The sequence below is a fragment of the Streptomyces sp. NPDC055025 genome (assembly GCF_053608565.1).
The window spans coordinates 1-14,571 of sequence record NZ_JBSGVS010000115.1; the positions used below are offsets into that span (position 1 = coordinate 1).

The window sequence follows — 14,571 nt, forward strand, 5'->3', positions numbered from 1 at the left end:
CGGCCTCACGCCGCGTGCGGAGTCGTGAACGAGGACCGGTCCGGTAGCGCCGCCGATGAGTGATCGCGCACGGCCCGCGGAGGCGGTTTCCGGGCGGTCTTCACTCGTCCTGGGCGTAGTTGGGGCATTCGGGTGCGCGGAGGCCGCCGGGGGCGCGATCGTGGCTGTGTCGGTTCTGGGGAGGGAATCATGACCGAGCGTCTGCTCGCGCCGCACGAGGCGGCCATCGCCGCGGCCGGTGTCCGGGTCGTGCTGCACAGCGTGGTCGAGGGGGAGCTGGATGAGGACATTCTGAGGCAGGCACTGGTTCATCTGCGTGCCTGCTATCCGCTGACCGCGGGGAAGATCGTCACCGGGGAAGGAGAGGGCCGGCCGCTGGTCCGCGTCGAGGAGGCGGCCGCGGGGCCCGCCCTCCATCACGGTGTGGACCTGGGCAAGGAGATCAACGTGCCTCTCACGTGGGACCGCGGCCCACTGCTGCGGCTGGCCGTGGTGCGCGAGCCCGGTCGCACCCGGGTCGTGATGACGCTGCCGCGCGCATTCGTCGACGGTATGAGCTACCTGGCCGTCCACCGGCGTCTGTGGGACCTCTACACCGCGATCGCCGCAGGCCTGCCCCTGCCCGCCGACCCCGTCCAGCCGGTGCTCGGCCCGGCACTCGACGACCTCCTGGCCGCCCGTTTCACACCGAAGCGGCTACGGGACTTCGTCGCCGAACGCGCACGGTTGGACGCCGAGGCCCCGCCCGCGCTCCTGCCCGCCCTGGCGGCACGTAACGGCGGTCCCGGTCCCGACACGACCTTCGCGATCACCGGCGTCGAAGCCGGCATCGATCAGTGCACGCGACTGGTCGAGCGCGCCCGCGACGCCGGGCTGACGCTCAACGCGTTGGTCTCCGGTGTCCTGCTGACCAGCCTGCGGTCGCTGTTTCCCGTTCAGGACGGGCCGGTGCGGATGCTGTGCACCACGGCGGCGGACATGCGCCGCAGACTCTCCCCGCCACTGCCCGCCGAGGTCCTCCAGTCCGCGGCGACCACCACCTCCATCCGGCTCCGGATCACCGACCGCGCCCACCCTGCCGAGGTCGGACAGGAGCTGGCCGCCCGGCTGCGCGCCGATCTGGAGAGCGGGGCGGCGGCGATGGAACTGGCGGCTTTCCCCTACATGCTCGACCAGCACCCGCCCAGTCTGGTCATCACCAACGTCGGCACCATCGCCGAACCGGCCCTGCCTGACGGCCTCAGGATCAGCGATGTCCGTCTGGCCCCCCTCGGCCATGTGCCGATGGTCTTCGCGGTCGTCAGCCGCTACCAGGGCCGACTCGCCATCGACCTCACCTACAGCAGGGCCTGGTACACCGACCCCCAGATCAGGGAACTGAGCAGCCGGCTGTCCGCCGCGGTCCGCAGCCTGACCACATAGCGGTGGTTCGGACGCCAGGCGTGATGCCAGGCGTGATGCCAGGATCTTCGGAGGGCCTGTCAGGCACGGTCGACGTCCGTGCCGTAGGCGCCGGTCCTCGAGGACCGTCTCCCGGCGCTCAGAGCAGCGCGTCCGTCAGCTCGAACAGCTCATCCGCATTTCAGAGGCGCTCCCGCGCTGTTCCGCCGGCGGAGAACACCGGCCCGACCGGGCTCGACGATCACTACGGTCCAGTCTCATGACAACGATCACCACGCGCACGGTCGAGTACCCGGCCGACGGCCTGACGATGATCGGGCACCTCGCGCTCCCGGCCGGCGTCGACCGCCGGCCCTCGGTGCTGCTCGGACCAGAGGGCCCGGGGCTCAGCGACGTCGAGCGCCGCCGGGCCGATGCGCTCGCCGAACTGGGATACGTGGCGCTGGCCTTCGACGTCCACGGAGGACGCTATCTGGGCGACCCGGACGAGATGCTGGCCCGTTGCCTGCCGCTGCTCGCCGACCCCGACCGGATGCGGGGCATCGGCCACGCGGCGCTCGACGTGTTGCGCGCCGAACCGCGGACCGACCCCGACCGGATCGCCGCCGTCGGCTACGGCACCGGCGGCGCCATCGGGCTGGAACTCGGGCGCGACGGCGTCAACCTACGCGCGATCGGCACCGTCAACGCACTGACCACAGGCCGACCGGGCGAGACGGCGCGCATCCGCTGCCCCGTGTGGGCCGGGGTCGGTTCGGAAGACCCGATCATGCCGCCCGCGCAACGGGACGCGTTCACCGCCGAGATGCAGGCCGCGGGCGTCGACTGGCGCCTCGTGGTCTACGGCGGCGCCTTGCACGCCTTCCACCACCCGCCAGTCGACCACCCCGTGGTCCCCGGCGTCGGCTACCACCCACAGCACGCGCGGCGCGCCTGGCACGACGTCATCGACCTGCTCACCGAGTGCCTGCCCGTAGCGGAGTGATCTGGTCAGCGACCGCGATCCCGGGCCGCGAACCAGGCCGGCAGACCGCCACCGGCTCCGGTTTGTGGGACATCACCGCAGCTCAGAGAAACGGTGAGGAGGTGCTCTGCGAGGGCGTTCCCACTCGGCGGCGGGAACGGCTCCGCCCAGTGCCCTGGCTCGTTCTCCGCCATCACGTTCCTGACCTGGGCAGACCAGGACCGCCGCCTCAGCTGGAGTTGCCGCTGGCCATGCTCCGTCTCAGGTGCTGTTCAAGCTGAGCCGCCAAGTCCGAAGCGCGTTTCGGAGCCGGTCCAGCCAATGCCGGCCTGCCGGTAGCGTGATCGGTATGACAGCTGAGGGCGGGGCGGCACAGGGCGAAGCGCTGAGCGGCGGGATGGTGAACGCGGGGGCGGTCTTCCGTCGCGGTTCCCTGGTGGAACGCCCGGCGCCGCCTACCGCGCGCGCTCTCCACAGCCACCTCCGCGCGCTCAAGGAGCACGGCTTCGACGCGGCTCCGACCCCGGTCCAGCTCACCGCGGACGGCCGTGAGCGGCTGACCTACATTCCCGGTGACGTCGCTCTGCCGCCGTTTCCCCGCTGGGTGATGACGGAGGCCGCTCTGAGTTCGGTGGGAAGCCTGCTACGGCGCCTGCACGACGCCAGCGTCGCCATCACCGTGGACACCCGCGCCCCGTGGCCCCAGGCTCTGGCCGACCCCGAGGGAGGAACGATGCTGTGCCACAACGACGTGTGCCCGGACAATGTCATCTTCCGCGACGGTCGAGCCACGGCCCTGATCGACTTCGACCTGGCGGCACCAGGACGACCGCTGTGGGATGTCGCCATGACCGCCCGCTACTGGGTCCCTATGCTCGATCCCGAATCCGCGGCAGCCCTCTACCCGGCCGGGCTGGACGTCCCGAGGCGACTGCGACTCCTCGCCGACAGCTACGGCCTCTCCCCTCGGCAGCGCGCTGAACTGCCCGGAGTCGTTGAACAGGCCACCGCGTCCTGCCGGGCCTTCGTCGCCGACCGCGTGGCCGACGGTGACCTTGTCTACACACAGGTGCTGTCCGAGCGCGGTGGTTGGCAACGGTGGGACCGCGTTCAGGAGTGGCTCGTGGCCCACCACGAGGTGTTCATGACCACCCTGCTGGACTGACCGGCCCGGAGGTTGAAGAACAAGCTCAGGGCTGAGCGAAGTCGGCCTCGGGGACCGGCATGACACCGAGAACGAGATTCTCCATCGCCTCGGGCATACGGCCGAACCGGGCCGGCCGGCCGGCCACGGCGTACATTTCGCCCTGTTCGTCCAGGCCGAGGAACGCGCGACCAACAGGCCGCGAACGCGGCGGCCTCCGCGGGATCGGCCGTCCCCCGCACGACTCCGCCTCCATCGGCCTCGCGACCCACCACCGGGTAGCGCACCAGACACCCGATGAATCCATCCCCGTGGGCAGTTCAGGTGGCGCCGCAAGCGTCCGGTGGCGACCGCGCGCTCAACGCCCTGGCCGGAACAAAGCATTGGTGCGGCACGCTTGCGCAGGCCCTTGACAGGAACGGGCGGCAGCTCGACTATTCACCAAACATAGGATGTAAGTGTGGTCCAGGCCCCCAGCCCTCCGGAGGCACCTCTCAGACGCACACGAGTCTTCCAGCGAACGCGATACCCGTTCGTCCTTTACCACCCGGGCCCAAGCGCCCGTCGCTGGAACGCCCTTGATGGACATGCGCGCTGCCCGGCCCTCCACACCAACCGTCCGGTCGCTCAGAACGTCTCATCTCCGTACATGGGAAGGACCCGCCCGTGTCACCACAAGGTTCGATCACGCGGAGGCTGCTGCGCCGCGTCGGCCCGATCGCAGCGGCCCTCGGTCTGATTCTGACGGCACCCGTAGTTCAATCCGCCGCTGCCGCGCCCTCCGTGACGCTCTACGCGTCGCCGTCCGGGACGGGTTCGACCTGTTCCTCCTCGGCCCCGTGTTCCCTGTCCGGTGCCCAGGAGGCGGTTCGGACCCATCTCTCCGCCGACCGTTCCGCGGACGTCGGCGTACTGCTGACCGACGGTGTGTACCGCTTGTCGAGGACCTGGTCCCTCGGCCCGGCGGACTCGGGCACGCCGGGCCACCCCGTGGTGTGGAGGTCCGCACCAGGGGCCCGTCCGGTGATCTCGGGGGCCTCACAGGTCACCGGATGGACGCAGCGCGGATCGAGCGGGGTGTGGTCCGCCCCGGTACCCAGCTCCAGCAACAGCCGCCAGCTGTACATCGACGGCCATAAGGTCCCGATAGCGCAGGCCACCCCGGCGAGCCTGGGATTCCGGGGCTCGTGGACCGGGACGTCGACGGGCTACACGATCTCCGGCGATCCGGCCGCGATGGCGTGGTTCGGCTCGCTGACCGCAAGCCAGGTGGCGGGAGTCGAGTTCGACTACCCCGGTGGCAACGGGCCGTGGACCGAGTCGAGGTGCCGCGTGGCGAGCTTCACCGCGGCGACCGGAACACTGAGGATGAGCCAGCCGTGCTGGACCAATGTGACGGCGCGGGCTTCCTACGCGCAAGCCAGCGGTGGCCTGCCGTCCATGTCGCCCCACACGATGCCCGCGCGGATCGAGAACGCGCAGGCCCTGCTCGGTTCCGGGCAGTGGTTCCTGGACGGCGCCGGCGGCACGTTGTACTACAAGCCTTCCGCGGGCCAGCAGATGTCCGCCCTCGATGTGGAACTGCCGCGCCTCGAAACCCTGGTCCAGGGTGCCGGTACTCTCGCCGCGCCCATCCACGACATCACCTTCAGCGGTCTTCAGTTCTCGTTCGCGACCTGGAACGCTCCCTCCACCAGCTCCGGGTTCGCCGACGTGCAGAGCAATCTGCGGATGACCGGCGCGAACAACCAGGGCATGTGCACGTTCTCCAATCCCGTGGGAAGCTGCCCCTGGGGATCGCTGACCCAGCCGCTGGCGAACGTCTCGTTCACCGCTTCCAAGAACATCACGCTCACCGGCAACCGGTTCACCGAACTCGGCGGAGCCGGACTGGGCGTGATGTACGGAGCGGCCAACACCCTCATCCAGGGCAACGAGTTCACCGACATCGCCTCCACCGCGATCCTCCTCGGCTGCACCTACGACCCGCTGCCGACCAACCCGTCCGACGCCGCGGGGATCAAGCAGAACTGCACCCCCAACGGAGCGAATGAAACCGCCGCGATCGGCACCAACGAGATCCTGACCGGTACCACCGTGGCGGACAACGTCATCCATCACATCGGTACCGACTACTCCTCGGCCAGCGGCATCACCCTGCTGTTCTCGCAGCACACGACCATTACCCGGAACAACCTGTACGACCTGCCCTACACCGGCATCACGGCCGGAGTCATCCAGGGTCATGTCAATCAGGCGAGCACCCCGCAGAACACCACGAACATCAACAGCTCGAACACCATCAGCGACAACATCCTGCACGACTACCTGTCCGTCCGCAGCGACGGCGGCGCCGTCTATGTCGAGGGACACCAGGCGGAGTACGTCTACCAGGCGGACGGGACGACCATCGACCCGGTGCGGACTCTGGCCAAGGGCCTTCAGGTCACCGGCAACATCGCCTACAACGGCCCCACGACCAACTTCACCTACTACAACGACGCCGGGTCGGAATGGATCAACTGGCAGGGGAACATCGCCTTCCGCGCCGGTGACAAAGCACACGGCGGCTGCAGCCCGACGGGCCACTTCTGGGTCACCGGCAATTACTTCTCCGCCGGCATCCAGTCCTACCCGTGCGCCCAGCCGGTCGACACCCACGCGAGCGGGAACACGACCATCCCGGCGACCCCCAGGCCGAGCGACCTTCCCAACGCCCTGCTGCGCGCCGCGGGCGCGGGCTCCGGCTCCTTCACGCCGGTCCTCTCGGCCCCCGCGAAAATCTTCTACGTGTCGCCCACGGCCAACGCGACGGAGGTCCTCGTCGCCGGCGAGGGCTTCGGCCCGGCGACGCCGGTGTACATCGGCACCACCCCGGTCGCCAATGTGACCCACCTGTCCAGCGGATTCATGATCGTCCCGGTTCCCGCCGGCACCTCGGCCGGGCAGATCTCCGTCACTCCACAGGTCCCTGGATCCATCCGGCTCAACGACGACGACAGCACCATCACCTACAGCGGATTCGCGTACGCGGGCGGCCGCTCATACGGCGACCACCAGAACGACGTCCACTACGCGACGTCGAACGGGTCGACCGCGTCGCTCACCTTCACCGGCACCAGAGTCACGGTGCACGGGGAGCAGAACACCGACCAGGGAAACATCGGCATCAGCATCGACGGCGGACCGCAGCAGATCGTCAGCACACTGCCGAGCGACGGCGTACGACACGCGAACGTCGCGGTGTACACGTCCGGTCTCCTCTCCTCGGGCAGACACACCATCGTGGTGACCAAGCTGTCCGGTCAGTACAGCACCCTCGACGGATTCACCATATGAAGGTGAGCGAACCGGTTTCGACGCAGCACTGACCGGACGCAGCACTGACCGGAGGAACCGCTGCCCCCCGCCGCGCGGCGAGGGGGCAGCGGACGGCCATTCGGCGTCGACGAAGAGCGGCACAAGGAACGTAACACCGTCGAAAGAGCCATCAATCGGTCCAGGCGGGCACGAGCCCGTCGGTCATGGTCAGACCGACTTGACCTCGCCGCCGTCCATGCGCACGACCGATCCGGTCATCCAGCGAGCCCCTGGTGAGACGAGGAACGCCATCAGTTCGGCGATCTCCTCCGGCCGGCCGAAGCGTCCGATGTCGACCTTCTGCGGAAAGTTGGCGGTGGCCTCCTCCACGGTCATGCCGTGGGCAGGCGCCCAGTGTTCGAGATAGGAGCGGCGGCGGCCCGTCATGACCGCGCCGGGCATGACGCTGTTGACCTGGACGCCGTCGTCGATGCCGCGGTCGGCGAATGCCTTCGCGAGGGCGGCGATCGCGGCGTTGGTCGTGCCGACAGCCGCGTAGAGCGCCTTGGGGAAGATGGCGGAGTTGCCCGACATCAGCACCACGGAACCCTTGGCCTCGGTCAGTGCCGGCCATGCCTCGATCGTCAGACGCCGTTCGACACGGAGATCGACGGATCGAGGACGGCGACAGCCTCCAGGTCCGGCCGGCGCGGGCGGAACCGCCCGGGGCGGCCGTTCAGGCGGTTGCCTGCCAGCCGAGCGCCGGGCCGAGTCCGGTGGCGATGTCGGTGAGGATCTGGACGTAGTCGTCGTGTTCGAAGGTAAAGGGCAGCGCGAACGCGACCTCGTCGATCTCACGGAAAGCGGCGTGCGAGTAGAGCCGTTCGGCGATCTCCGCGGACGTTCCGACGAGATCGGGCGCGAACATCATGCGCGCCGGCCCCTGCGGTGTGGCGGTACGCGGTGTCCGCTTACGGGCGTATTCCTCGTACCTCTCGCGCTGCGCGGGCGAGGCGCTGTCGGTAGGGATGACGACGAGTCCTTGGGAGACACGGGCGCGGTCGCCGTCGGGGTGGTGGGCGCGGAATGTCCGTATGTGCGAAAGCTGGATCTCGGCGAAGTCCTCGGACTCCTCCGCCTTCACGACGCTGCTGGTCAGGAAGTTCATCCCGTGCTCACCGGCCCACTGGGCCGACCGTAGACTCGCTCCGCCGTACCACATACGGCGGCTCAGACCGTCGGAGTGGGGCTGGACGCGGTCGGAGAACACCTCGAAACCGTCGACGCCGCTGAAACGGCTGGCCGGTTCGCCGCGTATGAAGTCCAGGAGCCGCCGCACGCGGTCGTAGCTGAAATCCTCGACATCCGCGGTGTCGGGATAGAGCTCGTGTTTGACCTGGTCGTAGTGGTTCGGCGGACCGACGCTGACCCCGGGATTGAGGCGGCCCCCGGACAGGATGTCGACCGTCGCCAGGTCCTCCGCCAGCCGCAGCGGGTTCTCCCACCCCAGGGGTATGACCGCTGTGCCCAGTTCGATACGGCTGGTGCGCTGCGAGGCCGCCGCCAGAACGGCGACGGGAGAGGCGATACCGTACTGCAGGTGGCGGTGCCGCATCCACGCGCTGTCGAAGCCCAGCCGTTCACCGAGTTCGATGATCTCAAGTGTCGACTCGTGGCCCCGGCGGGGGTCGGCCCCGTCGAACAATCCGATGGTCAGGAAACCCAGCTTCCGCAGTGGTTCCGAGGGCAGCGGCACGGGGATCCTCCATGGTCTGCGGCATGCTCCACCGCACACCAGCACCCTCCGATTGTGGCAGGCGGCCGTCTCACGCGAACCCCCGGACCCGGTGCGCGCCCCGCGCCCCTCGCGCCCCTCGCCCCGCGCCCCTCGCTTGTCGCTTGTGCTTGTACGGGTGGGGCGGACGGTCCCGGCGCAGGCCGTGACACCGGGGGCCGTGACACCGGGGGCCGGCGGTCGTTGAAGGGGACAGCGGTTGGCGGGCCCCGGACGGGGTGACGTCCGGGGCCCGCTGCCGTCCGCGCCACCGGTACGGCCGGTACGGGGGCCATGACCCTGTCCGTCCGACGCTCGGCCGGACAGGGCCTAGGGAACTCGGTAGACGAAGGACGGGAACGGGTCTGTCGTGGCGTGTCGCCAGGCCTGTTCGATCTCGCCGGGGGCCTGTTCCCGGGCTCGGGCGAAGGCCGATACGCAGGCGGCGTGGACATCGGTCTGGTCGGCACGGCGGGTGAGGGCGAGCAGGTGGCGCAGGGCGTCGACAGCCTTGTCGGGGTGGCCGTCGGTGAGATGGGTCCCGGCCGTCGTGCGGAGGGTGGCGGCGAGGGCGGAGAGCGTGGCGGTGAGCGCGGCTTCGTGGATCCGCGGGTCGGTGTGTTCCATGAGCCGACGCAGGATGGTCTCCGCCTCCTCGTAGCAGGTCAGTGCCTCGGTGTCGTTCCTGGTGCGGCGCAGCGCGCGGGCGAGGATGCGCAGGCGGTCGGCGACGAGGGGCTGGTACGTGTCCCCGTCGGACTCGGCCTGCCGGCGTGTGATGGCCAGGGACTCGCGGCCGTTGGTCACGGCGGCCGCGTGGCGGCCCGTGGAGCGCTGCCGGACGCTGAGGTTGGCGAGCGCGCGGGCCAGTTCCGGTTCGTATGTGCGGGGATCGAACGCGGCGGCGCGACGGTACGCGTCCGCGCTCTCCTCGGTGGCCTCGACCGCCTTGCGGTGGGCGCCCTGCCGCCGGTGGCAGAAGGCCAGATCGTCCAGCGCCTCGGCGAGGACGGGCACATAGACCTCGGGCTGGGTGCGGGCGAGCCGGGTGGAGAGGTCCGCCAGCTCGCGCAGGGCCAGCCGTTCTCCCGTGGGGGTGTCCAGCTCGCCGAGGTGGTGTGCCAGGCATCGCAGCGCGAGTACGAGACGCCGCTCACCGGCGCCCTGGTCGCGCTCGGCCAGGGCGCGGCATACGAGCACGGCCTCCTCGGCGGTGTCGCGTGCCCGGGGCGGATCGTCGGTCGCGCCGTAGCACCAGGCCAGGTCGGTCAGGAGCTGGGCGCGCAGGGGAAGGATCTCGGGGTAGAGCCGCAGGACGAGGCCGTCGGTCCACTCGCGCGCATCGGTACCGGCCGCGACAGCCTCGTCGTACCGGCCGAGGGCACGCAGTCCGCCGGTCAGCTCTATCAGTACGCGGGCCTGGATCATCTGGACCCGGAGCAACCGCCACAGGGACATGTTCCGCAGCAGCGCGTGGCACTCCAGATAGATGTTTACGGACTCCTCGTGGCGAGAGGAACGGCCGAGCACCCACGCGTGCGTACGCAGGGCGCCCAGCAGGCTCCCCAGCGATCTGTCCCTGCGCTCGGGCGTGGCGTGCCGGTATGCCGTCACGCAGTCCCGGGCCACGGTGAGCGCCTCGTCCGGCCGGTCCGTCTCCGCCAGGGCCACGGCGCGGGCGCTGAGGGTGTAGGCGATCTGGGTCGCGGAGGCGTGGGCGCCGGAGACCGCCAGGGACTCGTCCGCCGCCGCGAGCGCGTCCTCGTACCGGCCGGTCCGCAGCAGCGCGTAGGCGTACAGGGCGAGGGAGCGGGCCAGGCCGTCCCGGTGAACCTGGCGTCCGCGCCGGCCGGCGGCGAGGGCCCGGTACACCGCGACGGCGTCCGCGCCCCATGCGAGGCGCCGCGCCAGCGGCTGCTCCCGCAGCAGCACCCAGCCGGGGGTGAGGCACCGCGTCAGAACGGCGCCGAGCAGCGGCCGGCCCGCCGGGACACCGGCGCGGGCCAGCAGACGCAGCGGCGGTAGCAGAATGCGCGCGGTCCCCATACGTTTCCCCCTTGTACGGAGGACGGCCGGGCCCGCGCCCTGGTTGCGCGCCGCGGCCGGAAACGCGTGCACAGCGCGCGCCGGTCGGCCGGGCCCGTGTGCGTCGGCCCCGGGCTTGCGTCGACTGCGGCGGCCCCATTCGCACTTCCATCACACTTCGTGTTCATATGAAAGCACAAAGCCATCGTCCGTTTTTGGTCAACCAGAGGAGTTGCCATGCGTAACCGTCACACCCTGCGTCTCGCTGTCACCTCGGCCGTGACGTCCGCCGTACTGACCCTGACGTCCGGAGCGGCGTTGGCCAGCGACTGGTACGGCTACCCGCAGTCGAATCAGCAGGGACAGCCCCAGCAGGTCCGTGCCTGCGGTTGCAGCAACCTCGACGAGGGCAAGCGCGGCTCGTACTACTTCGACCACCGGGGACAGGACGCGACGATGTTCAACGACCGCGACTGTCCCCGCGGGCACGGGCACTACACGTTCCGGGGCGACTCGGAGCGGAACGCGTCGTTCGGCTGGAAGAGCATCCACATCCACTGCTGACGGTCACAGTCCGTCCAAGGCGCTTGAGCCAAGGCACTTGAGGCGGCCGAGGCGCCTGCGGCCCTTGGGGCGTACGACGACGAGGGCCCGGAACCACTCGGTTCCGGGCCTGAGGTGTTCGGCCGGCTCGTCCGGAGGCGGCAACCGCGGTCGGGCCGCGAGGAGTTCCGCCGGGGCGAGCCGTCCGGGCGGGGCCGGGCGTGGTCTTCGTGGGACTCAGGGGAACAGCAGGATTCCCACGAGCACCAGCACGACAAAGGAGATGAGGAGAATCGTGGTGGTCCGCAGGCGGTGGTGTTCCGGTACGAAACTCTCCGAACGGCCTCGGGGGCGATCCTCCGGCAGCTCGGGGTTGTCCGGCCGGTCGCGTGAGTAGAAGTCGGTGTCGGCCATAAGAACCCCTTAGAGGTTGTGACTCCTCATGGGGCCGGGGACTGTGGCCCCATATCGTCATTTTACTCTCAAAGGGGACATTCAGGTACGGCGTTGGCGTCACCCGTACGGCCCACATACGGGAACCGGACCTGGCGAACTCGTGTCTGCCATGGGGACAGGATGTGGGCTACCGTGCGCCGGCCGCGCGGCAGCGACCGCGGGGTAGGCATACGGCGGGAGTCGCACCGCGCTCCCGTATGGGGGAACGCGATGAACTGCACGGATGTCCAGGGCGCCACGGTCCGCGCGGCCGTGGCGGCGCGTCCGCCCGGCCCGGTCCGCCGCGCCGCCGAGGGGGAGAAATGAACGCCTGGTCCGTCCCCGGATATACGGAATCCCGCGAGCTGGGCTCCGGCGGCAGCGGGCGGGTCGTCCTCGCCGTCCATGACGCGACCGGTGTCCCCGTCGCCGTCAAGTACCTCAGCGAGCGCCTGCGGACCGACTCCGTCTTCGTCCGCTCGTTCCGGGCCGAGGCCCGTCTGCTCAGCGGTCTCGGCACACCGTATGTGGTGGGTCTGTACGAGTATGTCGAGGCGCCGGGGGGCGCCGCCATCGTGATGGAGCTGGTCGACGGTGTCGCCTTGAGCGCGCTGCTGCGCCAGGAGGGGCCGACCGGTCCCGAGGCGGCGCTCGTGGTGCTCAAGGGATCGCTGCTGGGACTGGCCGCCGCGCACCGGGCGGGCGTCGTGCACCGCGACTACAAGCCGGAGAACGTCCTGGTCGCCACGGACGGTTCGTCCAAGCTCGTGGACTTCGGTATCGCCACGGACCATGGCAGCACTCCGGGCGTGGCCGGAACTCCCGCCTATATGGCCCCGGAACAGTGGAACGGGGAGCCCGCCTCCCCCGCGGCCGATGTCTACGCGGCGACCGCGACCTTCTACGAATGCCTCACCGGCCGCAAGCCGTTCTCCGGGCAGAACTTCGCCGAGCTGGCGCTCCAGCACATCGGCGCGCCCGTTCCCGAGGAGGAGGCGCCCGAACCGGTCCGTCCGCTGATCCGGCGCGGTCTGGCCAAGGAGCCCCGGGAGCGGCCCCGCAACGCGGACGCGTTCGTCGCGGAGCTGGAGGAGATCGCCGGCACCGCCTACGGTCCGGACTGGGAGGAGCGGGGACAGCGGAAGCTCGCCGCGCTCGCCGCCCTTCTCCCGCTGCTCCTCCCGTACGCGGGCGGCCCGCCCGCGGGGACCACGGCCCTGGCCACGACGGCGCTGGACGGCGGACGGCGCGGTGGGCGGGGCGGTGGGCACGGCCGTAGCTGGAAGCCCGGCCTGAGAGGGGCGCTGGCCGCCGCGGTCGCCCTGGTCATCGCCGTCGTGGCGGCTGTCGCCGCGGGGGCGGTGGGAGCCGGCCCGGAGCGGACGACGGCCCAGGCGGTCACCACCGCGGGTCCGGTCCAGAACCCCGGCGCGGAGCCGGACGCCACCGCGTCCGCGGGCCCGTCCGGCTCCGCGAGCCCGTCACCGACCGGCGGTGCCTCTCCCGGCGACTCACCCTCCGCCGCCGACGGCGGGAATGGTGGAGACGGCGAAGTGGGTGGGGACGGAGGGGACGGAGGGACGACCGATACGCCCAGCACGCCGCCCGTGGTGCCGCCCCCGCCCGCCCCGCCGTCCCCGCCCACTCCGTCGGTCACACCGAGCCCCTCCGCCCCGACACCGGATCCCGTACGCGTGAAGTCCGTCTCCGTCACCGGTCTGCGGCAGACGGGTACGGCGACCGCCACCGCCACCGTGGACATCGCCACGGACGGCACGGGTCCCGTCACCGTCGTCATCACCTGGTTCGCGGGCGAGACATCCGGTGAACTCGGCCCACAGGACGGCTCGCAGACCTTCCGCCGCGAGGGAGCCACGCAGTACACGATCCCGCTCGACCACACCTTCCAGCGGCAGGCCTGCTACTGGGGCGTACAGGCGACCACCGATCCGGCCTCGGCGAGCGGCGGCTCCTCGCAGCAGATCGTGATCCGGCGGTGTGTCATCTCATGAGCGATCCCCGTGTCCCTTACCACCGCGACGGCGAGGAGCCCGAGCGCCCGGACAGGCCGCCGGAGGACCGCCGCCCGGAGAACGGGAGCGGGGGCGGTCCCGGTCCCGACACCTACAGCGCGACCGTCCTCGACAGCCACTGGTTCGAACGGCCTGATCCGACGCCGGCCCCGGCAGGAGATCCGGGGAGAGATCCGGGGAGAGGTCCGGCGGGAGATCAGGCGCCGGCCCCGGCACCGCTCCCCGCGCCGGTTCCCCCGGATCCGCTCCCCGTGGCGGCGCCGGACCGGGTGGAGGGCCAGGTCCTCCGGTTCGGTCCCGGAGTGACCGCCGCTGTCCGGGACCGGCACCGTGAGAACACCACCGCCGCCGCCCTCTGGCACGGCACCCTGCGCGGACAGCCGCCCGGACCGGAGGGACCCCCCGAGCGCCGCTCCGGAGGGCCGCGCCGGTACGCGCTCGCCGCCGCGGTGCTGCTCGCCGTTCTGGTGTTCCTCGCCTGGCAGCGGTACGGGCCCGCCCTCGCCGTACAGGACGTGACCGTACGAACCGCCTTACGCGGGCCCGGATGCGACGGTACGTCGGACATCGTCGGCGTGGTGCGGACCAATGGGCGCCCCGGCACCCTGACCTATCGCTGGGTGCGCGGCGACGGCACGTCCTCCGGTCTGCTGCGGGAGAAGGTGACGAGCGGTCAGAAGACGGCCCGTCTGCATCTGTTGTGGACATTCCGCGGCCGGGGAGAGTACCGGGCCAGGGCGGAGCTGCGGATCACCTCGCCGTCCCGGCACACGGCCGTCACACGCTTCGTCTACCGGTGCGTCTGAGCCGCCGCCGCGGCGCCGTGTCACGACGGGCGGCGCATCCGGTCGGCCGACCGGGTGCGCCGCCCGTCGGCGGTCAACCGGTTCGGAGGCCGGCTGACCGCTTGGCCGGGCGGTCAACCGGTCAGCCGTTCACCACGACGAACGCC

General features: G+C 70.7%; 11 protein-coding genes. 7 read left to right on the forward strand and 4 right to left on the reverse strand.

What is annotated here, in order from left to right:
* Positions 1–189: 189 nt before the first annotated feature.
* The 4 genes from ACWGDX_RS38090 (at position 190) to ACWGDX_RS38105 (ending at position 6,848) form a co-directional block, all read left to right on the forward strand.
* Entirely contained in the window at positions 190–1,422 is a 1,233-nt protein-coding gene (locus tag ACWGDX_RS38090) for a phthiocerol/phthiodiolone dimycocerosyl transferase family protein (RefSeq protein ID WP_453633231.1), read from the forward strand.
* 238 nt (positions 1,423–1,660) lie between these two features.
* The gene (locus ACWGDX_RS38095) at positions 1,661–2,386 is read left to right on the forward strand and encodes a dienelactone hydrolase family protein (RefSeq protein ID WP_453633233.1); all 726 of its coding nucleotides are present in this window, start codon (positions 1,661–1,663) and stop codon (positions 2,384–2,386) included.
* A gap of 328 nt (positions 2,387–2,714) precedes the next feature.
* Complete coding sequence (locus ACWGDX_RS38100) at positions 2,715–3,530, forward strand: phosphotransferase (RefSeq protein WP_453633235.1); 816 nt, start codon at positions 2,715–2,717, stop codon at positions 3,528–3,530.
* 645 nt (positions 3,531–4,175) lie between these two features.
* A complete protein-coding gene (locus tag ACWGDX_RS38105) occupies positions 4,176–6,848 on the forward strand; it encodes a hypothetical protein (RefSeq protein WP_453633237.1) in 2,673 nt (890 codons plus the stop codon).
* Positions 6,849–7,037: 189 nt separating this feature from the next.
* On the opposite strand, the gene ACWGDX_RS38110 is transcribed toward ACWGDX_RS38105, so the two are convergent.
* From ACWGDX_RS38110 to ACWGDX_RS38120, 3 genes are all read right to left on the reverse strand, one after another.
* On the reverse strand, positions 7,038–7,457 hold the full coding sequence (locus tag ACWGDX_RS38110) for an SDR family oxidoreductase (protein ID WP_453633249.1): 420 nt from the start codon (positions 7,455–7,457) through the stop codon (positions 7,038–7,040).
* A gap of 88 nt (positions 7,458–7,545) precedes the next feature.
* Positions 7,546–8,565 (reverse strand): LLM class flavin-dependent oxidoreductase, encoded by a 1,020-nt coding sequence (locus tag ACWGDX_RS38115; protein ID WP_453633239.1) that lies wholly within the window; start codon positions 8,563–8,565, stop codon positions 7,546–7,548.
* Between the two features lie 348 nt (positions 8,566–8,913).
* On the reverse strand, positions 8,914–10,629 hold the full coding sequence (locus ACWGDX_RS38120; RefSeq protein WP_453633241.1) for a hypothetical protein: 1,716 nt from the start codon (positions 10,627–10,629) through the stop codon (positions 8,914–8,916).
* Positions 10,630–10,845: 216 nt separating this feature from the next.
* Between ACWGDX_RS38120 and ACWGDX_RS38125 the strand changes: the two genes are divergently transcribed.
* Positions 10,846–11,172 carry a MiAMP1 family antimicrobial peptide gene (locus ACWGDX_RS38125; RefSeq protein WP_453633243.1) on the forward strand — a complete coding sequence of 109 codons (327 nt, stop codon included), beginning with the start codon at positions 10,846–10,848 and terminating at the stop codon, positions 11,170–11,172.
* A 216-nt stretch (positions 11,173–11,388) separates the two neighbouring features.
* Here ACWGDX_RS38125 and ACWGDX_RS38130 read toward each other — a convergent pair whose 3' ends face one another.
* Positions 11,389–11,565 carry a hypothetical protein gene (locus tag ACWGDX_RS38130; RefSeq protein ID WP_363086440.1) on the reverse strand — a complete coding sequence of 59 codons (177 nt, stop codon included), beginning with the start codon at positions 11,563–11,565 and terminating at the stop codon, positions 11,389–11,391.
* Between the two features lie 344 nt (positions 11,566–11,909).
* Between ACWGDX_RS38130 and ACWGDX_RS38135 the strand changes: the two genes are divergently transcribed.
* Positions 11,910–13,598: a serine/threonine-protein kinase gene (locus ACWGDX_RS38135; protein WP_453633245.1), complete on the forward strand. Its 1,689-nt coding sequence runs from the start codon at positions 11,910–11,912 to the stop codon at positions 13,596–13,598.
* Positions 13,595–14,425 carry a hypothetical protein gene (locus tag ACWGDX_RS38140; RefSeq protein ID WP_453633247.1) on the forward strand — a complete coding sequence of 277 codons (831 nt, stop codon included), beginning with the start codon at positions 13,595–13,597 and terminating at the stop codon, positions 14,423–14,425. The genes ACWGDX_RS38135 and ACWGDX_RS38140 overlap by 4 nt, the downstream gene beginning before the upstream one ends.
* Positions 14,426–14,571 lie beyond the last annotated feature (146 nt).